Source organism: Mesorhizobium sp. WSM3859 (assembly GCF_002295065.1).
Taxonomy (GTDB): Bacteria; Pseudomonadota; Alphaproteobacteria; order Rhizobiales; family Rhizobiaceae; genus Mesorhizobium.
The window spans coordinates 478,287-504,675 of record NZ_NSGG01000002.1 but is presented as its reverse complement, the minus strand read 5'-3'; the positions used below and the strand labels follow the sequence as shown (position 1 = coordinate 504,675).

Here is a 26,389-nt window from a genome sequence, read left to right as displayed (position 1 = left end):
AATGTTCGATCTTTCGGCTTCAAGCCGACGCCAAAAACCGGTAACTCTCGGCCCGGGTTGGGACGATACGGCAAAGAATGGCATCTATTCCTGAACGGCAGACGTCGAGGGCGGCCGGCTGGTCGCGGCGGATCGGGGCATTTTCCCTTGTCCTTTTGCTCACCGCCGTTGCCGGTTACCGGCTCGGATTTGTCGAGACGCCGCCATTCCTGTGGGTGCTTGCGGTCGTCGCGCTGCTGGCGGCGCTCGCCCTGTTCCTGGCTGGTCTTGGGCTGTCGAGGGTCTGGAGTTTCGGCGATCGCGGCGGCCGCGATCTCAGCGTCGGCGCGCTGCTGGCGCTGCTGGTTCTGGCGCCCTACGGCGTCGCCGTCTACTGGGCCACGATCTACCCGCCGCTGCGCGACATCTCGACCGATCTCGACGATCCGCCGGTCCTGGACACCAGCGACCGGACGAGCGACATGAACGAACTGTCGCCGCCGACCCCGGGCGAACAGAGCCTGCAGGCCGAGGCCTATCCGCTTGTAACCGGCCACAGCTACAATCTGCCTTTCGAAACCGTCGTCGACGCTGTCGAAACCGTGCTCGACCGCCGCGACTGGCAGCTGACGGCGCCTTATCCCGACATCAATGGGCAGAGCGAGGCGACGATCAATGCGCTGGCGAAGGGCTTCGTGGTGGGACTGCCGGCCGACGTCGCCATCCGCGTCACCGACGATGGCGAGCAGGTCATCGTCGACATGCGCTCGGCCTCGCGCTACGGCCGCTACGACCTCGGCGACAACGCTGCCCGCATCACCGATTTCCTTGGCGAGCTCGATCAGGAAGTCGCCGGCCAGGTCGGCGCGGCGCCGGCCGAGTGATCAGCCGGCGAGCCTGAATAAGCCGTCGATCGCCGGGTCGCCTTCGGTGGCGATCAGGCCGCGCGCGACCAGATCCTCGAGATGAGCGAGCACCGACAGGCCCGCGGCGCCGTGCAGCCGGGGGTCGGTGTCGCGATAGATCGCCGCGACCATCTCCCTGATCGTCCGGTCGCCGGCGCGGATGCGTTCCAGGATCGCCCTTTCACGCATCTTGCGGTGCGTCTTCAGGCCGCGCATGAACCTTTGCGGCGCGGTCACGGGCCCGCCATGGCCCGGCAGCAGCAAGCGATCGTCGCGCGCCAGAAGCTTGTCGAGGGAGCTCATATAGTCGGCCATGGCGCCGTCCGGCGGCGCGACGATCGAAGTCGACCAGGCCATGACATGGTCGGCCGAAAACAGGGTTCCTGTGCCCTCGAGGGCAAACACGGCATGATTGGCGGTATGGCCGGGCGTCAGCACGGTGCGGATTGCCCAGCCGTCGCCCTCGGTCAGGGCATTGTCGGCCAGCGCGACATCGGGAACGAAGGCCAGGTCGGCGCTGGCGTCGAGCGGATTGACCTCGCCGATGCGCAAGGGTCGCGCCGGCCGGTGCGGGCCTTCGGCAAGCGTCGGCGCGCCGGTGCGCTCCCTCAGGCGCGCAGCGAGGGGCGAATGGTCGCGATGGGTATGGCTGACGAAGATGTGGCTAACCGGCCGGCCAGCGATCGCCGTAAGCAGCGTTTCGAGATGCGCGTCGTCTTCCGGTCCCGGATCGATCACCGCCAGCGTGTCGCGGCCGACGACATAGCTGTTGGTGCCGTGGAAGGTGAACGGGCTCGGATTTCCGGCGGTGACGCGCAGCACGTCCGGCGCAACCGTGACCGCCCGCCCGTGGGCCGGGTCGAAGCTGGTATCGAACTCAAGCGCCATGCCGGATTCCTCTGCAATGCGGCAAAATGATTGCCGCCCGATACGGAAGCCAATATAGGAAAATCAATGCATGTCGCCCAAAAGTGCGTAGCGGTTTTGGGAGAACGACATGCATCAAGACAAATTTTTAAAGCGCGTCGCCTGAATCCGTTCTGCGCGACGCGCTTTAAAGCCAGCAAATCAGCCACCCAATGAATCAGCCAGAATGAGGAAGACCATGGCAATTGCAACCACGATGCGTCCGCTCGTTTCTCTCACTCTGCCGGAGCGGGGCGCCGCGCGGCTCGCGACCCAGCTCTTCCTGGCGCTTGCCGGAACCCTGCTGCTCACGCTTTCGGCCAAGACCAAAGTGGTGCTCGGCCCGGTCGACATTTCGCTGCAGACGCTCGCCGTCCTGCTGATCGCCTCGGCCTTCGGCCTGCGCCTCGCCGTCGCGACGCTGCTTCTCTACCTCGCCGAAGGCGCGTCCGGCTTGCCGGTCTTTCAGGGCACGCCGGAAAAGGGCATCGGCATCGCCTATATGCTGGGCTCGACGGGCGGCTATCTCGCCGGCTTCGTGGTCATGGCGGCGATCGCCGGTTGGGCCGCGGATCGCGGCTGGGACCGCAGTCCGTTCAAGCTGTTCGGCGCCATGCTGACCGCCGAGGTCGTCATGATGGCCGTGGGCTTTGCCTGGCTGGCGATGCTCATCGGGCCGGAAAAGTCCTGGCAGTTCGGCGTCCTGCCGTTCATTGCCGGCGACCTGATCAAGGTGGCTTTGGCGGCAAGCCTCGTGCCGGCCGTGTGGGCATTGCTCAAGCGCGGCTGATCGCGATCAACGAAAGAAGGGGCCGGCGGGCGACAGGCGCCCGCCGGCCCTTTTTCATGGCGCGGTCGGATTTCGCTCGAAACCACCGCATGTCCGATGATAGAAATCGGTGAAGTAAGGTCGGCAAGCAGTCAAAGCCGAGATTGACAAGCCAGTGCCCGAAACCTAAGCACGGGCAACTTGGCATCGAGGCGGGGGCCGCGGTAGTTCAAGGAGAGCTTGTTGAAAGGAATTATCCTTGCGGGCGGCAGCGGAACACGTCTTTATCCGCTTACATTAGCTGTATCTAAGCAAATATTGCCGATCTATGACAAGCCGATGATATATTACCCGTTGAGCGTGCTGATGCTCGCGGGAATCCGCCAGATCCTGGTCATTTCAACTCCACGCGACTTGCCGGTCTTCCAGTCTTTGCTTGGCGACGGTTCCGAATTCGGCCTGGAGCTCTCCTATGCCGAGCAGCCGCAGCCCAACGGTCTCGCCGAAGCCTTTATCATCGGCCGCGACTTCATCGGCAAGGACAGCGTGTCGATGATTCTCGGCGACAACATCTATTTCGGCGGCGGCCTGTCGCAGCTTTGCCGCGAGGCGGCGACGCGCGACGGCGGAGCCTCCGTCTTCGCCTACTATGTCGACGATCCCGAGCGTTATGGCGTGGTCTCCTTCGACAAGGTCACCGGCAGGGCTTTGACGATAGAGGAGAAGCCGCAAAAGCCGAAGTCCAACTGGGCCGTGACCGGTCTTTATTTCTATGACAACAAAGTGGTCGACATTGCTTCGACCATCCGCCCTTCGGCGCGCGGCGAACTCGAGATCACGGCGGTCAACAATGTCTATCTCGAGCGTGGCGAGCTGCATGTCCACCGCCTCGGCCGCGGCTATGCCTGGCTGGATACCGGCACGCATGACAGCCTGCTCGAGGCATCGTCCTTCGTGCGCACGATCGAGCACCGCCAGGGCATCAAGATCGCGTGCCCCGAGGAGATAGCGCTGGAGCAGCACTGGATCAGCGCCGACAAGGTTCTGGATCGCGCCGCGCGGCTCGGCAAGAACGAATATGCCGCCTATCTGCGCCGGCGGGTGGCCGATCTGATGGAGGAGCGGGGTGCTTGAGGTCAGGCCGCTCGGCCTCGACGGCGTGCTGGAGATCGTGCCGAAGCGGCATGGCGACGCGCGCGGCTTCTTCAGCGAGACCTGGAATGCCCAGCGCTTCGCCGAGGCCGGCATCCATCTCGCCTTCGTGCAGGACAACCATTCCTATTCCGCCGCGGCTGGCGTGTTGCGCGGGCTGCATTACCAGCTGCCGCCGCGCGCGCAAGCCAAGCTGCTGCGCGTCGTCAGGGGCAGCGTGTTCGATGTCGTGGTCGACATCCGCCGCGCCTCGCCGACTTTCGGCAAATGGGAGGGGCTGGAGGTGTCGGCGCAGATGGGCAACCAGATCCTCGTGCCGAAAGGGTTCGCGCACGGCTTCGTCACGCTCGTGCCGGATACGGAGGTGATCTACAAGGTGACCGACACCTATTCGCCCGAGCATGACCGGTCGATCCGTTTCGACGACCCTGCGATAGGCATCGAGTGGCCGGCGCTTGCCGGCGGATTCCAGCTTTCGGACAAGGATAAAAAGGCGCCAACGCTGGCCATGGCGGAGGTGTTTGAGTCCGCGGAGAGGTTGGCATGAATTTCCTGGTCACCGGAGGCGCCGGCTTCATCGGCTCGGCCGTATGCCGGCATCTGTGCGCCAATCCGGCCTACCGCGTCACCAATCTCGACAAGCTCACCTATGCCGGCAACCTCGCGTCGCTGCGGCCGATCGAGAACGCGCACAATTACCGTTTCGAACAGGCCGACATCTGCGATGAGCGCGCGGTTCTGGAGATATTGCGCCGCGACGATATCGACATCGTCATGAACCTCGCCGCCGAAAGCCATGTCGACCGCTCGATCGACGGCCCCGGCGCCTTCATCGAGACCAACATCGTCGGCACCTACCGCATCCTCAATGCGGCGCTGGAATACTGGCGCGGCCTGTCCGAGGAGCGCAAGTCCGCCTTCCGCTTCCACCATATCTCGACCGACGAGGTCTTTGGCGATCTTCCTTTCGACGGCGGCATGTTCGTCGAGGAGACGCCTTATGCGCCGTCCTCGCCCTATTCGGCCTCGAAGGCGGCATCCGACCATCTGGTGCGGGCCTGGCACGAGACCTACGGCCTGCCGGTGGTGCTTTCCAACTGCTCGAACAATTACGGCCCCTACCATTTCCCCGAAAAGCTGATCCCGCTGGTCATCCTCAACGCGCTCGACGAGAAGCCGCTGCCGGTCTATGGCGCCGGCGCCAATGTGCGCGACTGGCTGTTCGTCGAGGATCACGCGCGGGCCCTCGAGTTGGTGGCCACCAAGGGGCGGCCGGGCGAGAACTACAATGTCGGCGGCAATTCCGAGCGCACCAATCTCACCGTCGTTGAGACGATCTGCGATCTGCTCGACGTCAGGCGGCCGCGCGCGGGAGGCAAGCGCTATCGCGAGCTGATCACCTTCGTCACCGACCGCCCCGGCCATGACCGACGCTATGCGATCGACGCCTCCAAGATCGCGCGCGATCTCGGCTGGACGCCGCGGGAGAATTTCGACAGCGGCCTGGCCAGGACCGTCGACTGGTACCTCGACAACAAATGGTGGTGGGGGCCGATCCGCGAGCAGCGCTACGCCGGCGAGCGGCTGGGCCACGGTGCGGCGGCAAACAGCCAAAACAGTCCGGTCGCAACCAACCCCACCGGGACAGAGGCCGGAAGCCGGAAGGTGCCGACGTGAGGCTTGCCGTCACCGGACGCGACGGCCAGGTTGCCGCAAGCCTGGTCGAGGCGGCGCGGGATCGCGACGACGTGGAAGTCGTCGCCGTCGGCCGCCCGGCGCTCGACCTGGCGCGGCCCGACACGGTGTTCGCGGCGCTTGAGGCGGCAAGGCCGGACATCGTCGTTTCCGCCGCCGCCTACACCGCCGTCGACCAGGCTGAGGACGAGCAGGACCTGGCCTTCGCCGTGAACGCTGCCGGCGCCGGCAAGGTGGCGGAAGCCGCGGCAAGGCTCGGCGTTCCGGTCATCCATCTGTCGACCGATTATGTATTCGACGGCACCAAGGACGGCGCCTATGTCGAGACAGACGCTACCGCACCGCTCGGCGTCTACGGCGCTTCCAAGCTCGCCGGCGAAGAGGCGGTAGCCGCCGCCAATCCGCGCCACCTCATCCTGCGCACGGCCTGGGTCTACAGCCCCTTCGGCAGGAACTTCGTCAAGACGATGCTGCGGCTGGCCGCCGACCGCGACGAGATCGCCGTGGTCGCCGATCAATGGGGCAATCCGACCTCCGCGCGCGACATCGCCGACGCGATTCTACGTGCGGCGGCGAGGCTGCGAGACGACAGGAATTTTGCTGCCTTCGGCGTCTACCATCTGGCGGGCGAAGGCGACACCAGCTGGAGCGGCTTTGCCCGCCACATCCTCGACACAAGCCGGGCGTTGGGTGGCCCGTATGCGAAAGTGCGCGATATCGCCACGGCGGATTACCCGACCAAGGCGAGGCGCCCGCAAAATTCGCGGCTGTCGAGCGCGAAGTTTGCGAACGTGTTCGGATGGCAGGCGCCGCATTGGCGGGATGCGGCGGAGAGGGTGGTAAGGAGGCTGGGGGGCAGCGAGACGAAACAGGCATTGAGTGCATGAACGAAAATCCATCACCGGAGCAACTGCGCGATGCGAGCGCGCAGCCGGCCGATCAAGCGGCGCCGAAGAAGCGCGCTAAGGCCAACTCATCGAAGACGAAGCAGGCGAAGCGCACCTGCATCATGGTGCTGGGCATGCACCGCTCGGGTACGAGTGCGGTCACCCGGGTGCTCAATCTCTTGGGCGCAGTACTTCCTGAACAAGTCATTGCCCCGGACGAGAACAATGCCAACGGCTATTGGGAGCCGACTAGCCTTAACACTCTTAACGAGAGGATGCTCGCGGAAGCTGGCAGCAGTTGGGATGACTGGCGGCCCTACGATGTGACAAGACTGTCGGAGGAACGCCGAAAGTTTTATCGAAGCGAAATCGCTCGGATTATTGGCCAAGAATACGGCGCTGCGCCTTTATTCGTCATCAAAGAACCTCGCATTTCACGCTTCGCCGGAATGTACGCCGAAATCCTGCAGTCGCTGCGAATCGATGTCCGCTATGTGCTCGTATCCCGGAATCCGTTGGCGGTTGCTGCATCGCTCGAAAGGCGGGGTGGCTCTAGTCGGGGATTTGGAACACTAGTGTGGCTACGTCACGTCTTGGATGCCGAGCAAGCCAGCCGCGGCAAGCAGAGGGCGCTGGTTTCATATGAAGCCATTGTCGAGAATTGGCGGCCATGCCTGCAGAAGGTCACAAGCACGCTTTCGCTGGATTGGCCGAGATCCCTTGATGACGCGCGATCGGACGTCGATGCCTTCATCTCATCCGCGAACCAGCACCATCACGCAGGTCAGGGCGAACTTGACGCGAGCACGACGGTGGCGGGCTGGGTGAAAGATAGTTACGCAGCCCTCCAATCTCTGGAGCGCGACCCGTACGATCAGCAGGCCTCCAAGACATTAGATCGTGTGAGACACGCATTCGATGCGGTTTCCACGACGTTCGGTGATGCGATCTATCCCGACCTTCATGCACTCAATACCGCTCTGGCAGCCGCCAACAATCGCATACAGAGTGTCACTGCGGAAAGCGCTGCCGAGATTGAAGCTTCCAAGCAGGCACTGGAAGAACAGCGGATCGAATTTCAGTCGCGCGAAAATAGGTTGCAAGACCAACTGAAAAAAGCACGGACGGCTGCGAGCGAGCAGCGAAAGAAGGAGAAGAGTCTGGTTGAGATGCTTGAGCAAGAGCAAGCAGTGAGTGCTCGGGCGAAAGCTGAACAATTGGCCGAAATAAGAGATGAGCTAACCAGCATACGTCGTACGCTGGAGACAACGGTTGTCAATAATGGCGCACTCTCCATTATTCAAAATGAACGCCAGCAACTGGAAATCGCACTCGCCCGCAGCCAGACCGAAGTCGCGCGCTACACAAATGCGATTAGGGAAATGCGCAATAGCACAAGTTGGCGTGTTAGCAGCCCTATTCGTGCAATGAAGTGTTTGTTCACCAGTCCGGTTGGTTCCGCTCGCGCTTTACTTGCGGTTGGGAGACGGGCCGCGCGTCGTCTACCGATTCCAGTCCACATGAAGCATTCTGTCAAAATGCGCCTTCTAAAATACGATGTGGTGCGAAAGGCTGGGAGTTTGTCGCGTAGAGAGGCGACCGGTAGCGTGACGAGCAGCAGCGCAACTATTGCTGCTGCTCCATTAGCTTTCGGCAGCAGCCCTAGCGTTGAGGCCGAATATATTCGCCAAGTTCTCGCAATCGCGAAGCGTCCCGCAGGCACGGACTTGGATTATGTGCCGCGCTCGGAAGAGGTCATCGATTTCGCGCGTTCGCCATTGAAGGTAATGGCGTTCTACCTGCCGCAATTCCACCCCATAGCCGAAAACGACGAATGGTGGGGGAAGGGTTTCACCGAATGGACCAATGTCACCAAGGCAGTCCCTCAATATATTGGTCATTATCAACCACATTTGCCCGGGGAATTGGGATTCTATGACCTGCGGGTCGCCGATGTCATGCGGCAACAAGCAGCCCTGGCCAAGTCCTATGGCGTGGCGGGATTCTGTTTCCACCACTATTGGTTCGGTGGCAAAAGGCTGCTTGAGAAGCCGGTCCGGCAATTCCTTGAGAACACAGAAATCGACATCGACTTCTGCTTGTGTTGGGCCAACGAAAACTGGACAAGACGATGGGACGGACAAGAGCAAGACGTGCTGATGGCGCAGCAGCACTCGCCAAGCGATGATGTTGCTTTTCTAGACGACATCCTTCCCGCATTGCAGGACCGGAGGTACTTGCGGCATGAGGGTCGCGCAGTCCTCATCGTCTATCGCGCCAGCTTGCTTCCTGATTCGGCCGCAACCGCAGCCCGTTGGCGCGAGCGCGCCAAAGCCGCAGGCGTCGGTGATCTCTATCTCGTCGCCGCGCAAACTTTTGGCATATTGGACCCACGCCCACTCGGCTTTGACGCGGCCATTGAATTTCCACCACATATGGGAATGGCATCGGGCCTCAACGGTCAGCTGAAAATCGTGAACCCGGATTTTCGTGGTCAGATCTACGGCTATGAAGAGCTTGCGGCTTCCTACGGCCAAAAGAAGCGTCCACCGTACCAGCTTATCAAGACAGTAAGCCCCAGTTGGGACAACGAGGCGCGCAAGCCGGGCAGTGGGCACAGTTTTTATGGTGCTAATCCGGCTTCATATGCCAAGTGGCTCAGGAGTGCATGCGACATCACGATCGAGAACTTGGCGAACGATCCAACGCAACCACCGGTAGTGTTCGTCAATGCGTGGAATGAGTGGGCGGAAGGTGCGCATTTGGAGCCCGATCGAAAATTCGGGTACGGCTATCTGCATGCCACAGCCAACGTAATGCGAGACTTCATTGCACCGGACCCCCGCCTAGTTGAACTGGTTGAACAGTCTCAGAAGGCATTTCGGAAGCGATCGAGGTTGGCGATTGTTTTGCACTTGCACTATGACGATCTGTTCGAGGACATTCTCGAAAACCTCTCGAATGTTAGTGGCGCCGACCTTTTCGTCACGTTGCGGCGCGACGCTCCGGGCACTACTGCTGAGCGAGTTCTCGGCGCTTGTCCTAATGCGCGTCTTTGGTATTTCCGCAATCGCGGCCGCGATATGCAGCCGTTTCTCCAGCTTTTGCCACTTCTTGTAAGCGAAGGCTACGAGTTGGCCTGCAAGGTTCATAGCAAGAAGTCGCCACATCGGCGTGATGGCGATGCCCTTAGGAGCAGCGCTTTGAGCAGCCTTTTGGGATCGCGAGAACGCGTGGAGCAAATTGTCCGACGTTTCGAAAAGGACCGTAAGTTGGGGCTATTGGCCCCGGCCGGAACGCTTCTTGATTTGGGTGAGCTGGATAGGAACATCCTCAATCGCAGTTGGTTGGACCGGCTGTTCCCCAGGCTCGGAATGCAGGCTCAAGTCGGTCGTTACGACACTGTTTTTCCTGCAGGCTCGATGTTCTGGTTTAGGCCGAAAGCTCTCAAGCCGTTCGCAGATTTATCGCTGGGTCCTGACGATTTTGAGGAGGAGGTCGGGCAGATCGACGGAACGCTCGCCCATGCAATCGAGCGACTGACCGCCGCAGTGGCTTTGCACGAGGACTACTCAGTCGGCGAAACCGATTCTCGCTAAAGGATAAAAATGACTACCATCGAGGATTTTCGAAAATGCTCGGACAGTGAGTGGCTTGAGATGCTCGTCGCGAGTGTTCGGAGTCCGGTAGTTTCCGGCCTTAAATTTCCGTCGTTTCCGCCCGATGCCCTGCAATCCATGTTCGTCGGTTCCGCTAATGAAAACGCGCTTCAAGAAGCACATAATTTCTATGCATTAATGAAGCTGACCGCTAAACGACACGGTAATCCGATTGGTAGAGATAGCGCTTTCTTGGACTTTGGCACCGGCTGGGGCCGTTTCCTTCGCTTTGCTTGGAAGGACGTCGCGGAAAACTGTCTATTTGGCGTGGACATCGACCCGGACGTTATCGCTCTGACGAAGTCCAATGGTGTAGCTGGCAACCTCTCGGTAATTGATCCGCTGGGCAAGTTGAAACTGCCTGACGCGAGCATTGATGCAATCCTTGCTTACTCGGTATTCACTCACCTGCCCGAGCCTGTTCATTTGCATTGGATGGAGGAGTTCAAGCGCGTGACGCGCCACAGAGCGATCGTGGCCCTTACGCTTGAACCGCGCCGTTTCTTGGAGTTCGTCGCCTCGCTTGAGGGAAAGGCTCCTGAGAGTGGTTGGCATGCCGGGCTCCAGCGATTCTCTGCTGAGGCAAAAAGCCGGTTGGCAGATTTCGATGCAGGGCGATTGGTATACCTTCCCACCGGCGGCGGCGACCATCGCTCAGCCGATATCTACGGCGACGCAATTTGCCCAATCCAGTATCTGATGGCCAACTGGGGGCCAGAGTTCACAGTGCGGGTCCACATTGATGATGCGTCACGCTTTTGGCAGGCCGTGGTCGTCATGCAGCGCTTGTAAGGCGGCAAATCACGTTCACTCCTCCCCTAGGTACCGTCCTACAATACACCGTTGGAATCTCGACGCAGATCGACAAGGCATACAGATGACAGGCTTAATCAACAGCAGGATAAGTAACGAGGTTCTGCACAATCACGCGTCGTTAAATCCTCAGATGTTCTATGGCTGGAACATAAATCATATCTCTCGAACAAGTGCCGGTTTGAAAGTACTTGGATGGGCGCTGCCTTTAGATGGACTGGTGGACAATACGTTTCTCTACTGCAACGGCGTTCGTGCAGAAATGCAGTTCGAAACAGACACTGTCGTCGAAGAGATGTTTCCAACTTGGCCAAATGCTGGTGCCGCGTCATTCCGAGCGAGCTGGCCCCAATTGTCGGGCACTCGTGCCGAGGGCTTGCTGGTTTTTGATATCCGCGCTGCTGATGGCGGCATGCTACCTATAAAACACAGGATGATGTTTGACTTTTCCGATGAGGGCCTCATCGTCGTCCCCGACGCGGACTTAATTTCTCACATCGGCGCGACGCCACCACAAATGTTCATCCAAACGGGTCGCACCCTCGCGATGCAGTTCGACGCCGCGCTACGCGCCGTGCATGGAAAGGGCTTCGAGTCGCAAACGGCGGTCTTGGAGTGGGGGTGCGGGCCGGCGCGCGTTCTTCAGCACATCAAGCACCTTTATGGCGACGCCATGTCAACGATCGCCGGCATCGATGTTGATTCGGTCGCGATCGATTGGTGTAAATCCCGGGTACCGGGGGTCGAATTCAAGACTTGCGAATTGAATCCACCTGTCGATTACCCAGATGCCTCATTTGACGTCATCTATGCCTACTCCGTTCTTACGCATTTGCGAAAGCGGGACGCCGAAAGATGGATAGAAGAGATTCACCGCATTTTGCGCCCTGGTGGGCACTTTATCTTCACGACGCTTGGCGTTTCCTCCCTTCCGTGGCTTCATCCGAGTGGTGAGAGCAGTATCGAAACCGCCTTACGCATGAATGGCATCTATGATGGGGCAAAGAATACGGACATCGACTCAGTTATTTCTGATCAAGATTACTATCGTAACACTTGGGTTTCCGATAGGTATGTTCAAAGTATCTGGGGAGAAGGTTTCGATATCATGTTAAGCGAAGTATGTTTTCATCATTATCAAGATGTTTGGGTATTTAGAAAGCGGTGACTTCGTCGGCGGCAAATCTGCGCCGGCGCGCGGGCCAAACGAGTAGGACTCTATCTTGATGCTGCAGCAGGATGTCACGCTCGTATCAATGTTGATTCGCCGCGAGGTCGTTGGGAGGTATCGCGGTTCTGTGTTTGGTCTGCTGTGGTCGCTGCTCAATCCCTTGTTCATGTTGGCCGTCTACACCTTCGTTTTTGGCGTGGTAATGAAAACTCGTTGGACGATCCCCGACCATCCCGCAGCTGCACACTCCACTGGAGAGTTTGCGGTCGTACTATTCTGTGGTCTCATCGTTTTTCAATTCTTTGCAGAAGTGATCTCGCTTTCGCCAGGACTGATTGTGGCAAATGCCAATTTCGTTAAGAAGATCGTCTTTCCCATAGAGGTTCTTCCTGTGGTTTCAGCCGGCGCGGCCTTGTTTCACGTGGCGGTCAATTTGGTAGTTCTCCTGGCGTTCGTTTATGGTGTCTTCGGTAGGGTACCGCTTACTGTGGCTCTGGCGCCATTGGTCTTTGCGCCATTTGTCGTTTTTGTGGTTGGTATCGCTTGGATGCTGGCATCGATCGGCGTTTATTTTCGTGATATGGGCCAAATCGTATCTCCATTGGTGACGGCGATTTTGTTCTTGTCACCAGTTTTCTTTCAAAGAACCGCGCTGCCAGTTTGGTTGCAGCCATGGCTTTCGCTCAATCCGCTCGCAGTTCCGGTGGAAAGCCTACGCAACGTCGTCATCTTTGGCATTCCGCCGGAATGGACAGCTTTTGGTAGTTACTCGCTCGTGGCGATTGTAATCGCACTCTTTGGCTACCATTTTTTCCAGAAGACCCGTAGGGGTTTTGCCGATGTCCTTTGATAGTGCCGGCGCTCGGGGCTCGGGCATCGCGATCAGCGTGCGCGAGGTCTCGAAGCACTATGTGATGTTCGAGCGGCCTGAAGATCGTTTCAAGCAAATGTTTGTGCCGCGCTTAGAACGGTTGATCGGTCGCTCGCCGAGGAGGTATTTTCGTGATTTCGCGGCACTGTCTGGCATCTCTTTCGACATTGGGCATGGCCAGACAGTGGGCATCGTCGGGCGCAACGGTTCCGGAAAGTCGACCTTGCTACAGATCATCTGCGGCACGCTTCAGCCGACCAGCGGAACGGTCGAAGTCAATGGCCGAATCGCCGCGCTGCTCGAACTGGGCGCGGGGTTTAATCCAGAGTTCACCGGCCGGGAGAACGTCTTCCTTAACGCCTCGATCCTCGGCGTTCCGTATAAAGAAATGGAGTGGCGTTTCGATGATATCGCGCGCTTTGCGGATATCGGCCCCTTCATTGACCAGCCTGTGAAGACCTATTCGTCGGGCATGTATGTACGCCTCGCTTTCGCCACCGCGATTAACGTCGACCCTGACATCCTTGTGGTCGACGAAGCGTTGGCGGTTGGCGACGAGGCCTTTCAACGCAAGTGCTTCGCTCGGATCGAGGATATCAAGGACAAGGGCGGCACAATCCTCTTCGTTAGCCACGGTACTCAGGCGATTGTCCAACTGTGTACGAGGGCGATACTTATCGATGGAGGCGAGAAGATACTCGAGGGAAGTCCGAAGATGGTGGTTAGCCAATACCAGCGTCTAGCGAATGCCAGCTCATCGAGTGCCGCAGAAATTCGCGCAGCTATTGTGGCGCTGAATGCGAACATCAAAGTCGGTCCTGTTTCAAGCGAGGCTGGCGACTCCAAGCGAGATGCTGGCCAGCGACCTTCGGCCGAATCAATCGCGCCGAAGATCGAAACTTATAATGCGGGGGTCAAGGATAGAATAAATTCGCAGAGCGAAGATGGCCTTGCCGACTATTTTGATGCGAATCTCGTCTCAAAATCTCCTCTGGTGCTTGAAAGAAGGGGAGCCACTATCAACGACGTCCGGATCACTACCCTAAACGGGCATAGAGCAAATATACTTCGATTGGGAAAGCGATATCTGATGCAGTATTCTGTTGATTTCGATGAAGAAGCAACGGATTTAGGCTTTAGCATGTGGATGAAATCTTTAGATGGAGTCCTCATAGCTGGGGTACAGTCAAATGGATCTCCGTCGTACCGTATGCGTCAGGTGGAAAAAGGAGATACTATTAATATTTCAATAGAATTTACCTGCTTGGCGCTTCCTGGAATCTACTTTTTCAACTGTGGTGTCTCTGGGACCATTGGTGCGGAGCAGATCGAGATGCATCGGATCATCGACGCCGTAACGGCGCGCACTGCTCAGGAGGCGGATCTAATCGCGACCGGGAAAATCGACTTGGGTTCAAGTATTCGTATGACACGAACAAAAAGAGGTGAACCAATAGTGCGTTCTTATAAAAACTAAAAAGATTGCACGCCATAATGACTATCAGACGCCATCTCTTGTCTCGTGCGGAGCAGGTAGAAGCAGGCTTGCGTCGATGTTCAGATAAACGTTTCCGATCTGCCCGGGATCAGCCTGAGAACGGAAAGAGTAGGCATCTAGAATGCGGTGCAGGAAAACACGATCATCACCGATTTTTCCCACCACCCCGGCATTCATGAAATATACGCTGGGCAGGAAACGGTTGCAGAAAAGGAAGATTACCTCCTGCCTCGTGCCAGCCTTGCCAAAACAAAAGGAATTCGGGTCAATTTCGTTTGTAGCACCAGCTAGTTCTAAACCACTCGTCGTCTTGATGAGCATCCCAAACGACACAGAATGGCAGTCCTCTGTAAATTCAACATCGTATCGGTAGCGGTATTGCCGGTTGAGGCGAAGTGAGTTCACTCTCTGTCCCATGACGTTCTCTATACGCACATTGCTAATAACTGCGCCGCGCGAAGCATAGTCAACCCTCGATTGGGGCAGGATTCCTTCCTCCTGCCACTCATCGAGATAGGGCTCATAGGAGTAGTCGGTGTTCTCGAAGTCGGGTTTTTGAATCATCTAACTTCAATAGCCCTCGAGAACTCGAGGGGCAACACATCGGCAACAAGTCTTGCCAGTTCCCCAAAAAACCTCTGGCCCTCCCTTCAACTCCGCGCTAAGGCGATAATCGGGTTACGGGGTTGGGGATTTGCAATCCAGAGTGGCGGCGGACGATGTTTTGTCCTGCGCCGTTCTGATAGCATGTGCTCACGCCTGGAGTTCAGTGCCACCCAATGACCGCATACGTAGAAGCCGTATCGGAACTCAGACCAAGGATGCGGCGCGCCATCATCATGGTGCAGGATCTCGTCATGGTCCTGGTGGCGGTGGCACTCAGCCTCATCCTTTCGCAGTCGCGGCTTTCCTTTGCCGCCTTCTCCCCCGGCGGGCTGGCCTGTTGGGCGGTCATCGTGCTTATCGCCCATCTGTTGTTTCGCTCTTGCGGCCTCTACAACACCGTCTGGCGCTTTGCCTCCACGCCCGACTTCTTCAACATCCTCAAGGGCTGCGGCAGCCTGACGGTGGTCCTTTACCTGGCCTCGCTTGCCTTCCGCTTCTTTTTCCAGCCGGTCGCCGGCCTCAACGAACGCCAGTTCATCGTCTTTTTCCTGGTCTCCTTCACCATCATTTCGGCGCCCCGGCTTTACTATCGCTTTCTTCGCGACGGCGCGTCCTGGCGCATCCTGCGCCGCGCTACGGGCGACGCGCCGGTCAAGCAGGCGCTGTTCATCGGCCGGCTGAGCGAGGCGGACGTGATCGTGCGCTTCACCCGCACGGCGGTGCCGGCCGAGTACGCCATCGCCGGCATCATGGCGACCGAGATGGACGCGCCGCTCGGCACGCGGATCCAGGGCGTTCCGGTCGTGGCGCTCAGGCCGCGACTGGTCGAGGTGCTGGAGGACTATGTCAATGGCACGGAAAGCCTCGACCTGCTGATCTTCGGCAAGGGGGTCGAGCGCGAGATCGAGGACTATGCCGAGCTGGTGCGCGTCGCGCGTCACAGCGGCATCGCCGTGGTCCAGTTTTCGGGCCTGTCCGAACTGGGGCAGGGCGGCAGGCTGGTTCTCGATGCCGTGGAGATGGAAACCATCATGCGCCGTTCGGCGGTCGCCACCGACACCGCGCGAATCGGCGCCTTCGTCGGCGGCAAGCGGGTGATGGTCACCGGCGGCGCCGGCTCCATCGGCCGCGTGCTCGTCAAGCGCGCGCTGGAGCTTGGCGCCGAGGCGGTGCTGGTGGCTGACAATTCCGAATTCGGCATTTTCCAGCTCGATCAGCTGATCGACGATCATTACCGCGACCGGCTGACCAGCCGCATCGTGGACGTGACCGACCGGCCTCACATGATGCGTCTCGTCAGCGAGTTCAAACCCTCGATCCTCTTTCATGCCGCGGCGCTGAAGCACGTGCCGCTGCTGGAAGAGAACTGGGAAGCGGCGATCGAGACGAATGTCTTCGGCACGCTCGCCTGCGCCGAGATCGCCGCCGAATGCGGGGTGCCGCAGTTCCTGCTGATTTCCAGCGACAAGGCCGTCGACCCGACTTCCGTGCTCGGCGTCACCAAGCGCGCGGCCGAACAGATCGTCTCCTCGCTGCATGAAACCCACGCCGCGCCATCGCCCTTGCATGCCGCGAACGGTCATCGGGCCGGCGCGCATCACTCCCATCACGAGGGCGTGCATCGTTCCGGCACCAAGTTCATTGCCGTGCGCTTCGGCAATGTCTTCGGCTCCAATGGCTCGGTGGCGACCATCTTCCAGGCGCAGATCGAAGCCGGCGGGCCGGTCACCATCACGGACCGGCGCATGACCCGTTATTTCATGACCGTGGCCGAGGCAGTCGATCTCGTCATCATGTCGGCCGCCGATGCCGAGCAGCGCCAGGGCAAGGACGACTACGCCATCTACATGCTCGACATGGGCCAGCCGGTGCCGATCCTCGAAGTCGCCGAAACCATGATCCGCATGACCGGCAAAAGCCCCTACACGGACATTCCGATCCGCTTCACCGGCATCAGGCCCGGCGAGAAGCTGCACGAGATGCTGCATGGCGAGAATGAAGAGGTCGTCAAGCTCGACATCGCCAAGATCTTCGGCCTCAGGAGCGCCGTCGTGCAATGGCCCAGGATCGAGGCCGCGCTGCCGGCCCTGGTGGCCGCGATGCACGATCGGGACAGGGCCGCAGCGCTTGCCGTCCTGGCCGGGTTCAACCCGATCGAGGAAGACATCGGCGCTCGCGGGCAGGCGGTGCCGAAAACGGCCGGTCAGATCGGTTAGACCAGTGCCGCCCGCCCGAAATCGGCAGTTGAAGCCTGTTCGAATGCCCCCGCGGGTTCAGAGACCGTGACCGCAAAAGATCAGCGCGTGGCCGTTCTCATGGGCACGAGGGATGGCGCGGCGTTCATCGGCGAGCAATTGGAATCCCTTTTCGCGCAGTCCTGGCCTGCGGTCGATCTGTGGGTTTCCGACGATGGCTCGACGGACGCCACGGTCGCGATCGTCGAGGCTTGGCGATCCCGCTGGAACAAGGGCTCCCTTACGCTGGTGGATGGCCCGCGAAAGGGCTTCGCCGCCAATTTCCGATCGATGATCATCGATCCCCGCATCGATGCCGATTACTATGCCTTTTGCGACCAGGACGATGTCTGGGAGCCGGATCGGCTGGAGAGCGCCATCCGCTGGATGGAGGGAGAGGATATCGACATGCCGCTCCTGTTCTGCTCGCGCACGGCAACCATTTCGCAGACCGGCATCCCAGCCGGCTATTCGCCGCTGTTTCGCCGCCCGCCGTCTTTCCGCAACGCGCTGGTGCAAAGCATCGCCGGCGGCAACACCATGCTTTTCAACCGCAAGGCGCGCGACCTCCTGGCGAAAGCATCGGCAAGGACCGACTTCGTCAGCCATGACTGGTGGGCCTATCTCATCGTCACCGCCGCCGGCGGGAAGGTGCGCTACGAGCCGCGGCCGCTGGTCCGGTACCGCCAGCACGCGGCAAACCTCGTCGGCGCCAACGTCTCGTGGAAGGCAAGGCTTTCACGGCTCGGACGGCTGTTTCAGGGCCAGTTCGCCACCTGGACCGACAGCAACCTCAGGGGCCTTGCCGTCAACCGCGACCTCATCGCGCGCGATGCGGCGCTTTGCCTGCGCCTGTTCATCAGGGCGCGCAAGGGCAGCACCTTCAGGCGCTTCAGCCTGCTCGGCAAAAGCGGCGTCTACCGGCAGACCCTCATGGGAACGCTGGGGCTCTACCTCGCTTTCCTTTCGCGCCGGATCTGAACCGTGACGGCAAAGCGCGCCTTTGATCTGGCTGTTGGGGCGGTGATGCTGGCGGCTACGTCGCCGATTGTGCTGGTCGCGATGCTGGCGATCCGGGCGACGTCGCCGGGCCCCGCCATCTTCTCGCAAATCCGCGTCGGGCGGGAGGGCGCGCTCTTTTCCTGCCGCAAGCTGCGCACGATGCGTCGCGACACCCCCTCCTTGCCTACCCACCAGGCACCGGCCAATTCGGTCACCGCGGTAGGCAAGGTGCTGCGCGCAACCAAGATCGACGAGTTGCCGCAGCTCTGGAACGTGCTCAAGGGCGAGATGAGCCTCGTGGGACCGCGTCCGTGCCTGCCGACGCAGACGGAACTGATCGAGCGGCGCAAGCAACTGGGCGTGCTCACAGCACTTCCGGGCATAACCGGTTTGGCGCAGATCAAGGGGATCGACATGTCGGATCCGAGACGCTGCGCCGAGACCGACGCGGCCTACGTCCAGGCCGCCACCATTCGCCTGGACCTCAGGATATTGCTGGGCACGTTCTACCGCGCATAGGGCGTTTCGCGGAAACGGTGAAACGCTCCTGGTTTGGCGCAATTCCGGGCGAAAACCGCCTGCGCTGGAACCGCCCTAACCGGCCTGCCGCGCCAGTTCCTCGATCCGGCCGAGCGTGTCGGTCTCCGGCATCCAGCCTTCCGAGGCCAGCAGCGACGGATCGCAGATCTGCGTGGCCACCAAAGCCCGCCACGACGCCTGTCGGCCACTGAGCGTCGCCAGCAGCCGGAACGGCCAGGCCGGCATGGGGAGCAGTCGGGCCGGCCGGCCATATCCGCGCCGGAACGCGGCGATGATTTCAGACAGCGCAACCGGCGAGGCATCGGCCAGGACATAGGTCGGGCGCGGCGGCGTCGGACGGGCCAGGAGATGCGTCACGGCGCCAGCCACCGCGTCATGGGAGACCAGCGAACGAACCGCGGTCAAAGCGGCTGCGGGCAGCGGCAGGCCGGTGGCGGCGAGACGCATCAGCCCGCGCAGATTTCCCTTCATGCCTTCGCCATAGACCGGCGGCAGCCGCAGCGCCGTCGCGCCGACGTGTCCGGCGGTCGCAAAAGCCTCCAGCATTGCGATCTCGCCTCCGCGCTTGGAGCGTCCGTAGGCGCATTGCGGGGCAGGGGGCGTGGCCTCGTCGATCATGCCACTGAAATCGGCCCCCACGACGGCGCGGATCGAGGAGAGGTAGATGAAGCGCCCTCCGGCGCGCTTGGCGGCCGCCTGGGCGAGCCGTCCGGTCAATGTCGCGTTGACGGCCCGCAGGTCGGCCTCGCCGGCGCCGCGATCATTGTTGAGCGCCGCGCAGTGGACGACATGCGTCACATCCGGCATCAGCGCGAGAAAGGCTTCCTGTGGCGCATCGGCGCCGGGCAAGGCGACGGCATCATCCGCGCCCGCAAGCCGTTGCGGCAGGCGAGAGGCGATCCGCAAGTCAAACCCCGCCTCGCGCAACCGGCTGGCGATCCGTTGTCCAACGAAGCCTGTCGCGCCGGTGACCAGGACCTTCATGGTTGCGGGCTGGCGTCCGGCGACATGGCGGGCGCGCTTTTCCCGATCGGCGCCACCGTCCGCCCGGACGCAAGGTAGGTTCCCGAAACCAGGAACACCATCAGCGTCGCGTCGAGGATATCGTGGCCGATGAGGATACCGGTCATTCCGGCGATGAGATAGGTGATGATTGCGACAAGGATCACCGTCGCGCCGAACCGCTCCAGCGGGTCCGCGCTGAAACGCAGCGTCCTTGCCGCATTCCAGGCGGCAACGATGAAGATCGACGCCAGGGACAGCGCTCCCAGCAGGCCGGCCTGGACCAGCGCCGTCAGGAAGCCATTGTGGAAATGACTGAGGGTCTCCTGCAAGCCGAACCGGTCCTGAAGCGCTTGATTCATCAGCGCCCGGCTGGCCGCGATACCATGGCCGAAAATCGGCATCTCGCGAAATGCGTTGACGCCGATTTCCCACATCGCCACGCGCAGACCCAGCGCCGTCGAATGGTCGCCATTGGCGTTCAGCGCATCCCAGTCGCTGACCAGGAAGTCGGTTCGATCCAGGATGACGCGAGAGCCGATGGCGGCGATCACAATGGCGGCCACCAGGCCAATCGCCAGGAAGCGCGCCACGCTGGCGCGGGCGAACCGGCGGCGATTGACGAGAAGGACGACGATGCCGGTAATCGGCACGGCCACCCAGATCATGCGCGAGCCCGAATAGAGGATTGCCACGTTTCCGGCGGTCGCCGCCAGGACCAGCATCTTCCAGCGCGTCTCGATGCCCGACAGGGCGCCGGCCAGGCATAGCATGACGGCAAGGCAGGTGACGGTTGCGAAGACGATCGCGTTTCCGGCGCCGCCCTCGGCCCTTATGCCCTGCCAGTGATACTGGACGATGGCGATCGCCAATGCGCCGAAACAGGCCGCTGCGCTTGCCAGAATGGCGATGCGCGCCAGCGTGGTCTTCTCGGTGATGCTCCAGGTCGAGTAGGAGATGGGAAAGAGCAGGAAGGTGATCAGCGGCAGGAAGAGCCGCAGATCGGCCGCCAGCGTGCCGTTGACGATCGAAGCAAGCACCATGGTCGCGCAATAGGCATAGATCGCCGTCGTCAAGGCGAGCATCGGCCGGTCGATGTTGAAGCGCCGCCGCTTCGCGGCCAGCAGGAATACCGACCACACACCACCGGCATTGAAGGCGATGCTGACCAGCGAACCCAGCACCGGCGGCGAAAAAAAGCAGATGATCGAAAAATAGAAATTGATCTGTGCGGGCGAGAGGTGGCGCCGGAGCGTAGAAAACGGGTTCAAATGCTTGCTTCGCAATTTCCAGATTGCGCCCGGATCCGTGACGCCAGCCGACGGCCGGCTGGACCGACTCTGTTCGCCGCGCCTTGCCCGTTCCCCGAGCCCGTATAGCCGCTGGCGCCGTTCTGCGATAGGCCGGTTGACGATGTTCCGACAGAAATCCTTGGTTCGGAACGGCTGACATCTTCGGAACTTACGGTCCTTTCCCTGCTCCCGCGTTTTCAGCGCCCTGGCAGGATTTTCCGCTTTCCAGGCCTCGCTTGGAAAATTCGTTCCTTAATCATCATGCGTCCGGCGCGTCCTGCATTGTTATGAACAGCGCCGATCTGTTAGAACGCCCGCACGAAACAAGTTTGTCCAAGTGAAACTTGCGCCCGGGCGGCATGGAATTGCGCCCGCAATGCAGGATTTCCGCTCGACGGCACGAGAGAACGCTCGACAGTCCATGAATATCGCGCTCACGCATCTGCAACGGCTCGAGGCCGAGTCCATCCACATCTTCCGCGAGGTCGCGGCCTCTTTCTCCAAGCCGGTGATGCTCTATTCCGTCGGCAAGGATTCCTCGGTGCTGATGCATCTGGCGATGAAGGCCTTCTATCCCGCCAAGCCGCCTTTTCCCTTCCTGCATGTCGACACCACCTGGAAGTTTCGCGAGATGATCGCGTTTCGCGACCAGATGGCGCAGAAGCTCGGCTTCGACCTGCTCGTCCATGTCAACGAAGACGGTGTTCGCGACGGCATCAACCCCTTCGACCATGGTTCCAACACCCACACCCATGTGATGAAGACGGTGGCGCTGCGCCAGGCGCTCGACAAATACGGCTTCGACGCCGCTTTCGGCGGCGCCCGCCGCGACGAGGAGAAGTCGCGCGCCAAGGAGCGCATCTTCTCCTTCCGCAACGCGCAGCACTCCTGGGACCCCAAGAACCAGCGGCCGGAAATGTGGAAGATCTTCAACACCCGCATCGCGCCGGGCGAGTCGATCCGTGTCTTCCCGTTGTCCAACTGGACCGAGCTCGACATCTGGCAATACATCCTGCAGGAAAACATCCCGATCGTGCCGCTCTATTTCGCCAAGGAGCGGCCGGTGGTGGAGCGCGACGGCATGCTGATCATGAAGGACGACGACCGCATGCAGTTGCGACCCGGCGAGACCATCGAGAACCGCCTCGTGCGCTTCCGCACATTAGGCTGCTATCCGCTGACCGGCGCCATCGAATCGGACGCCGACACGCTGGAGGCCATCGTCGGCGAGATGCTGACCGCCCGCACCTCCGAGCGCCAGGGCCGCCTCATCGACCGCGACGAGGCGGGCTCGATGGAAAAGAAGAAGCGCGAGGGTTATTTCTGATAATGCGCCACATCATGGCCAAGAGCCTCGCCCCGACCGATTCGATCCGCGACTACATGGCCGCTCAGGAGAAGAAATCGCTGCTGCGCTTCCTCACTTGCGGCTCCGTCGATGACGGCAAGTCGACGCTGATCGGCCGCCTGCTTTCCGACACCAAGCAGATCTTCGAGGACCAGCTTGCCGCGCTGGAGAAGGACTCGCGCAAGCACGGCACCACCGGCGACGACATCGACTTCGCGCTGCTGGTCGACGGGCTTGAGGCCGAGCGCGAGCAGGGCATCACCATCGACGTCGCCTATCGTTTCTTCGCCACGCCGAAGCGCAAGTTCATCGTCGCCGATACGCCCGGGCACGAGCAGTACACGCGCAATATGGCGACAGGCGCCTCGACCGCCGATCTCGCCATCGTGCTGATCGATGCGCGCCAGGGCGTGCTGCGCCAGACCAGGCGTCATTCGATCATCGCCTCGCTGCTCGGCATCCGTCACATCGTGCTGGCGGTCAACAAGATCGACCTTATCAACTTCGACAAGGCTGCGTTCGACCAGATCGTCGCCGATTATGGCGAATTCGCAAAAGGGCTCGGCTTCGTCAGCGTCGTGCCGATCCCTATGTCGGCGCGTTTCGGCGATAATGTCACCAGTCGCTCGGAGCGCACGCCCTGGTATTCTGGCCCTTCGCTCATCGAGCATCTGGAAACCGTGTCGGTCGACGAAGCCGCCGTCGAGCTGCCGTTCCGCTTCCCGGTTCAGTATGTGAACCGCCCGAACCTCGATTTCCGCGGCTTCGCCGGCACCATCGCCTCGGGCACGGTTTCGCAGGGCGAGGAGGTCGTCGTTGCCAAGTCCGGCAAGGCGTCCCGGGTCAAGCGCATCGTGGCGCAGGGCGGCGACCTCGAGCAGGCTGTTGCCGGCCAGGCGATTACGCTGGTCCTCGAGGATGAGGTCGAGGTGTCGCGCGGCAACATGCTGGTGTCGCCGTCAGCGCGTCCGCAGGTCGCCGACCAGTTCGCGGCCAACATCGTCTGGTTCGACGAGCAGGCGCTGCTGCCCGGCCGCTCCTACATCCTGCGCACCGAGACCGACCAGGTCAGCGCCACGGTCACGGACCTCAAATACCGCGTCAACGTCAACGATTTCGCGCATGAGGCGGCGAAGTCGCTCGACCTTAACGAGGTCGGCGTCTGCAACCTCTCGACCCGCGCGCCGATCGCCTTCGATCCGTTTGCCGAGAACCGTACCACCGGCGCCTTCATCCTGATCGACCGCATTACCAACGCCACCGTCGGCGCCGGCATGATCCTGCATTCGCTGCGCCGCGCGGAAAACATCCACTGGCAGTCGCTCGATGTCGGCAAGCGCGGCCGCTCCGATCTGAAGAATCAGCGCCCGGCGGTGTTCTGGTTCACCGGGTTGTCCGGCTCGGGCAAGTCGACCATCGCCAACCTGTTCGAGAAGAAGCTGTTCGCGTCCGGGCGCCACACCTATATCCTCGATGGCGACAATGTCCGTCACGGGCTGAACCGCGATCTCGGCTTCACCGACGCGGACCGCGTCGAAAACATCCGCCGCGTCGCCGAAGTGGCCAAGCTGATGGCCGATGCCGGCTTGATCGTCATTGTCTCCTTCATCTCGCCCTTTGCCGCGGAGAGGCGCGTGGCCCGCGAGCTGATGGCCGAGGGCGAGTTCGTCGAGGTATTCGTCGACACGCCGTTCGAGGAATGCGCGCGCCGTGATCCGAAGGGGCTTTATGCGCGCGCCTTGAGCGGCGAGATCAAGAATTTCACCGGCGTCGATTCTCCCTATGAGGCGCCGGAGAACCCGGAAATCCATCTCAAGACCCTCGGCAGAAGCCCGCAGGAGATGGCGGAAGCCCTGGAACACTGGCTGACCGAGCGCGACATTGCCGAGGAGCAGTATGACAATGGCGGCGGTATCTGACGACGAGGCGATGCTGGGTGTCTTCGAGCGCCTGGCGCTGGAAGCAGGGCGCGAGGTCATGCGCGTCTTCCATGAAGGCTGCGCCGTCGACAGCAAGGCCGACTCCTCGCCGGTGACAGAAGCCGACCGCGAAAGCGAGAAGATCATCCTCGCCGGTCTGCGCGCCGCCTATCCACATATCCCATGTGTGGCCGAGGAAGAGGTGGCCGCCGGCATCGCCACGCCCGACCTCGACGGCGCGTTCTTCCTGATCGATCCGCTCGACGGCACCAAGGAATTCGTCAACCGCCGCACCGATTTCACCGTCAACATCGCGCTGGTGCGTCATGGCGTGCCGGAAGTCGGCGTCGTCTACGCGCCATGCACTGGGCGCTTTTTCAGCGGACGGCCTGGCAAGGCCGAGGCACTGGAGGTCGACGCCGATTATCGCATCGCCGGCCGCCGGCCGATTACGGTGAGGGCAGGGGGCACGCCACTCGCGGTCGTCGCCAGCCGTTCGCACAACACGCCCGAGACCGACGCCTTCATCCGCGACCTCGGTGCCGCCGAGATCGTCTCGGTCGGCTCGTCCCTGAAATTCTGCCTGCTCGCCGCGGCGGAGGCCGACGTCTATCCGCGCTTCGGCCGCACCATGGAATGGGACACGGCGGCGGGAGACGCCGTGCTGCGCGCCGCCGGCGGCATGACACGCACGCTGGACGGCCTGCCGCTCGTCTACGGCAAGCGCAACCAGGCCAGTGACAGCGATTTCGCCAACCCGCATTTCATCGCGACGGGGAAGGGCGCGGCGACCTGATCTCCCCCCTTGAGGGGGAGATGTCGCCGAAGGCGACAGAGGGGGTCGCCGCGCGTAGAGCGCCAGCGTCATTTCTTTTCAGCAGGGGCGTCGGCGCTTCACGCGCGGCGACCCCCTCTGGCCTGCCGGCCATCTCCCCCTCGAGGGGGGAGATTACGCACTCCTACGCCGCCGCCACATGCGCCGAGTTCGAGCCGATATAGTTGCGGATCGTCTCGATGATGCGGTCCTGGTCGGCTTCGCTGAGATAGGCGTGCATCGGCAGGCAGAGGATCTGCTTCGGCAGCGTTTCCGAGACGGCAAGGCCGGTGGGCGTGCGCGGATAGTCCTTGTAGGCCACCTGCTCATGCAGCGGCTTCACATAGTAGATCACCGACGGGATGCCTTTTTCGCCGAGATGCGCTTTCAGTCCGTCGCGCTTCGGGGTCTCTATCGCGTATTGCGCCCAGGCCGAGCGGCCGTGGCCCAGATTGCGTGACGCCTTGACGATGTCGCCGAGACCCTTGGCATAGCGGTCCGCCACAACCTGCCTGGCCACCATCTCCTCTTCGAGGATGGCGAGCTTCTCGATCAGAATCGCCGCCTGCAGCGTGTCGAGGCGCGAATTGATGCCGACGCGGACATTGTCGTATTGCGTCTCGCCCTTGCCGTGGAAGGCGAAGGAACGGAGCTTGTCGGCCAGCGCACCGTCATTGGTGAACATCGCGCCGCCATCGCCGTAGCAGCCAAGCGGCTTGGCGGGGTAAAAGCTGGTCGAGCCGACATGGCCGAAGGCGCCGCACATCTTGGCGTCGGCGGTTCCGCCGATCGCCTGGACGTCGGCGGAACCCCCCATCGACTGCGCGGCGTCCTCGATCACCAGAAGGTTCTCGCGCTTGGCGATCGCCATGATCGCGTCGTAGTCGGCCGAAAGGCCGAACAGGTCGACCGGGATGATCGCCCTTGGCTTCAGCCGGCCTTGCTTCTTGATCATTTCTATCGCCGCTTCGAGGCTGGCGATGTCAATGTTGTAGGTATCGCGGTCGACGTCGACGAAGACCGGCTCGGCCTTGGCCAACGCCACCACCTCGGCCGTCGCGGCGAAGGTGAAGCTCGGCACGAACACCGCGTCGCCCGGGCCAATGCCGGCAGCAAACAGCGGCAGAAGCAGCGCGTCGGTGCCGTTGGCGCAGGCCACAACATGCTTGACGCCGATATAGGCCGCGAGCTTGTTCTCGAATTCGGTGACTTGGGGTCCCAGGATATAGCGGCCGTCCTCGACGACGTGGTCGATCGCGGCCTTCAGCCGGTCGCGGATACGTTCGCGCTGCGCGCCAAGATCGATGAACTGCATGTCGGCCTCGAT

At 61.2% G+C, this 26,389-nt stretch carries 22 protein-coding genes; 17 read left to right on the top strand and 5 right to left on the bottom strand.

Annotated elements, in window-relative coordinates:
- Nucleotides 1–77 precede the first annotated feature (77 nt).
- Nucleotides 78–863 carry a DUF1499 domain-containing protein gene (locus CK230_RS06230; RefSeq protein ID WP_095816280.1) on the top strand — a complete coding sequence of 262 codons (786 nt, stop codon included), beginning with the start codon at nucleotides 78–80 and terminating at the stop codon, nucleotides 861–863.
- On the opposite strand, the gene CK230_RS06225 is transcribed toward CK230_RS06230, so the two are convergent.
- Nucleotides 864–1,772 carry an MBL fold metallo-hydrolase gene (locus CK230_RS06225; RefSeq protein WP_095816279.1) on the bottom strand — a complete coding sequence of 303 codons (909 nt, stop codon included), beginning with the start codon at nucleotides 1,770–1,772 and terminating at the stop codon, nucleotides 864–866. It abuts the gene before it with no gap.
- A gap of 217 nt (nucleotides 1,773–1,989) precedes the next feature.
- On the opposite strand from CK230_RS06225, the gene CK230_RS06220 reads away from it, so the two are divergent.
- The 10 genes from CK230_RS06220 to CK230_RS06175 all read left to right on the top strand — a co-directional run bounded on the left by CK230_RS06220 (nucleotide 1,990) and on the right by CK230_RS06175 (nucleotide 14,284).
- Nucleotides 1,990–2,580, top strand: a complete 591-nt coding sequence (locus CK230_RS06220) for a biotin transporter BioY (RefSeq protein WP_095816461.1) — start codon at nucleotides 1,990–1,992, stop codon at nucleotides 2,578–2,580.
- 222 nt (nucleotides 2,581–2,802) lie between these two features.
- On the top strand, nucleotides 2,803–3,693 hold the full coding sequence (gene rfbA / locus CK230_RS06215) for a glucose-1-phosphate thymidylyltransferase RfbA (RefSeq protein WP_095816278.1): 891 nt from the start codon (nucleotides 2,803–2,805) through the stop codon (nucleotides 3,691–3,693).
- Nucleotides 3,686–4,258: a dTDP-4-dehydrorhamnose 3,5-epimerase gene (rfbC, locus tag CK230_RS06210; protein WP_095816277.1), complete on the top strand. Its 573-nt coding sequence runs from the start codon at nucleotides 3,686–3,688 to the stop codon at nucleotides 4,256–4,258. The genes rfbA and rfbC overlap by 8 nt, the downstream gene beginning before the upstream one ends.
- A complete protein-coding gene (gene rfbB, locus CK230_RS06205; RefSeq protein WP_095816276.1) occupies nucleotides 4,255–5,388 on the top strand; it encodes a dTDP-glucose 4,6-dehydratase in 1,134 nt (377 codons plus the stop codon). Before rfbC ends, rfbB begins: the two co-directional genes overlap by 4 nt.
- A complete protein-coding gene (gene rfbD, locus CK230_RS06200) occupies nucleotides 5,385–6,293 on the top strand; it encodes a dTDP-4-dehydrorhamnose reductase (protein WP_095816275.1) in 909 nt (302 codons plus the stop codon). The genes rfbB and rfbD overlap by 4 nt, the downstream gene beginning before the upstream one ends.
- Entirely contained in the window at nucleotides 6,290–9,892 is a 3,603-nt protein-coding gene (locus CK230_RS06195; protein WP_176480024.1) for a glycoside hydrolase family 99-like domain-containing protein, read from the top strand. The genes rfbD and CK230_RS06195 overlap by 4 nt, the downstream gene beginning before the upstream one ends.
- A gap of 9 nt (nucleotides 9,893–9,901) precedes the next feature.
- A complete protein-coding gene (locus CK230_RS06190) occupies nucleotides 9,902–10,744 on the top strand; it encodes a class I SAM-dependent methyltransferase (RefSeq protein ID WP_095816273.1) in 843 nt (280 codons plus the stop codon).
- 85 nt (nucleotides 10,745–10,829) lie between these two features.
- Nucleotides 10,830–11,933 carry a class I SAM-dependent methyltransferase gene (locus CK230_RS06185; protein ID WP_176480023.1) on the top strand — a complete coding sequence of 368 codons (1,104 nt, stop codon included), beginning with the start codon at nucleotides 10,830–10,832 and terminating at the stop codon, nucleotides 11,931–11,933.
- Between the two features lie 58 nt (nucleotides 11,934–11,991).
- Complete coding sequence (locus CK230_RS06180) at nucleotides 11,992–12,786, top strand: ABC transporter permease (RefSeq protein WP_095816271.1); 795 nt, start codon at nucleotides 11,992–11,994, stop codon at nucleotides 12,784–12,786.
- The gene (locus CK230_RS06175; protein WP_095816270.1) at nucleotides 12,776–14,284 is read left to right on the top strand and encodes an ABC transporter ATP-binding protein; all 1,509 of its coding nucleotides are present in this window, start codon (nucleotides 12,776–12,778) and stop codon (nucleotides 14,282–14,284) included. The genes CK230_RS06180 and CK230_RS06175 overlap by 11 nt, the downstream gene beginning before the upstream one ends.
- Before the next feature lie 24 nt (nucleotides 14,285–14,308).
- Here the strand turns inward: CK230_RS06175 and CK230_RS06170 are convergent, their stop codons facing one another.
- Nucleotides 14,309–14,869: a Wzt carbohydrate-binding domain-containing protein gene (locus tag CK230_RS06170; protein ID WP_095816269.1), complete on the bottom strand. Its 561-nt coding sequence runs from the start codon at nucleotides 14,867–14,869 to the stop codon at nucleotides 14,309–14,311.
- A 215-nt stretch (nucleotides 14,870–15,084) separates the two neighbouring features.
- Between CK230_RS06170 and CK230_RS06165 the strand changes: the two genes are divergently transcribed.
- The 3 genes from CK230_RS06165 (at nucleotide 15,085) to CK230_RS06155 (ending at nucleotide 18,666) form a co-directional block, all read left to right on the top strand.
- Nucleotides 15,085–17,127, top strand: a complete 2,043-nt coding sequence (locus CK230_RS06165) for a nucleoside-diphosphate sugar epimerase/dehydratase (protein WP_176480022.1) — start codon at nucleotides 15,085–15,087, stop codon at nucleotides 17,125–17,127.
- A gap of 87 nt (nucleotides 17,128–17,214) precedes the next feature.
- A complete protein-coding gene (locus CK230_RS06160; RefSeq protein WP_245429837.1) occupies nucleotides 17,215–18,126 on the top strand; it encodes a glycosyltransferase family 2 protein in 912 nt (303 codons plus the stop codon).
- A 3-nt stretch (nucleotides 18,127–18,129) separates the two neighbouring features.
- The gene (locus CK230_RS06155; protein ID WP_280952519.1) at nucleotides 18,130–18,666 is read left to right on the top strand and encodes a sugar transferase; all 537 of its coding nucleotides are present in this window, start codon (nucleotides 18,130–18,132) and stop codon (nucleotides 18,664–18,666) included.
- Nucleotides 18,667–18,741: 75 nt separating this feature from the next.
- Here CK230_RS06155 and CK230_RS06150 read toward each other — a convergent pair whose 3' ends face one another.
- Nucleotides 18,742–19,671 carry an NAD-dependent epimerase/dehydratase family protein gene (locus CK230_RS06150; RefSeq protein WP_095816266.1) on the bottom strand — a complete coding sequence of 310 codons (930 nt, stop codon included), beginning with the start codon at nucleotides 19,669–19,671 and terminating at the stop codon, nucleotides 18,742–18,744.
- The gene (locus CK230_RS06145; RefSeq protein ID WP_095816265.1) at nucleotides 19,668–20,960 is read right to left on the bottom strand and encodes an O-antigen ligase; all 1,293 of its coding nucleotides are present in this window, start codon (nucleotides 20,958–20,960) and stop codon (nucleotides 19,668–19,670) included. The genes CK230_RS06150 and CK230_RS06145 overlap by 4 nt, the downstream gene beginning before the upstream one ends.
- A 442-nt stretch (nucleotides 20,961–21,402) precedes the next feature.
- Here CK230_RS06145 and cysD point away from each other — a divergent pair, with 442 nt between their 5' ends.
- From cysD to cysQ, 3 genes are read left to right on the top strand one after another with little or no spacing between them, the layout of a single operon-like run.
- Nucleotides 21,403–22,308, top strand: a complete 906-nt coding sequence (gene cysD / locus CK230_RS06140; protein WP_245429836.1) for a sulfate adenylyltransferase subunit CysD — start codon at nucleotides 21,403–21,405, stop codon at nucleotides 22,306–22,308.
- A 2-nt stretch (nucleotides 22,309–22,310) separates the two neighbouring features.
- Complete coding sequence (cysN, locus tag CK230_RS06135; protein ID WP_176480021.1) at nucleotides 22,311–24,248, top strand: sulfate adenylyltransferase subunit CysN; 1,938 nt, start codon at nucleotides 22,311–22,313, stop codon at nucleotides 24,246–24,248.
- 10 nt (nucleotides 24,249–24,258) lie between these two features.
- Nucleotides 24,259–25,044, top strand: coding sequence for a 3'(2'),5'-bisphosphate nucleotidase CysQ (cysQ, locus tag CK230_RS06130; protein ID WP_176480036.1), 786 nt, complete (start codon nucleotides 24,259–24,261; stop codon nucleotides 25,042–25,044).
- A 163-nt stretch (nucleotides 25,045–25,207) separates the two neighbouring features.
- Here cysQ and CK230_RS06125 read toward each other — a convergent pair whose 3' ends face one another.
- Nucleotides 25,208–26,377: a DegT/DnrJ/EryC1/StrS aminotransferase family protein gene (locus tag CK230_RS06125; protein ID WP_095816262.1), complete on the bottom strand. Its 1,170-nt coding sequence runs from the start codon at nucleotides 26,375–26,377 to the stop codon at nucleotides 25,208–25,210.
- Nucleotides 26,378–26,389: the final 12 nt, after the last annotated feature.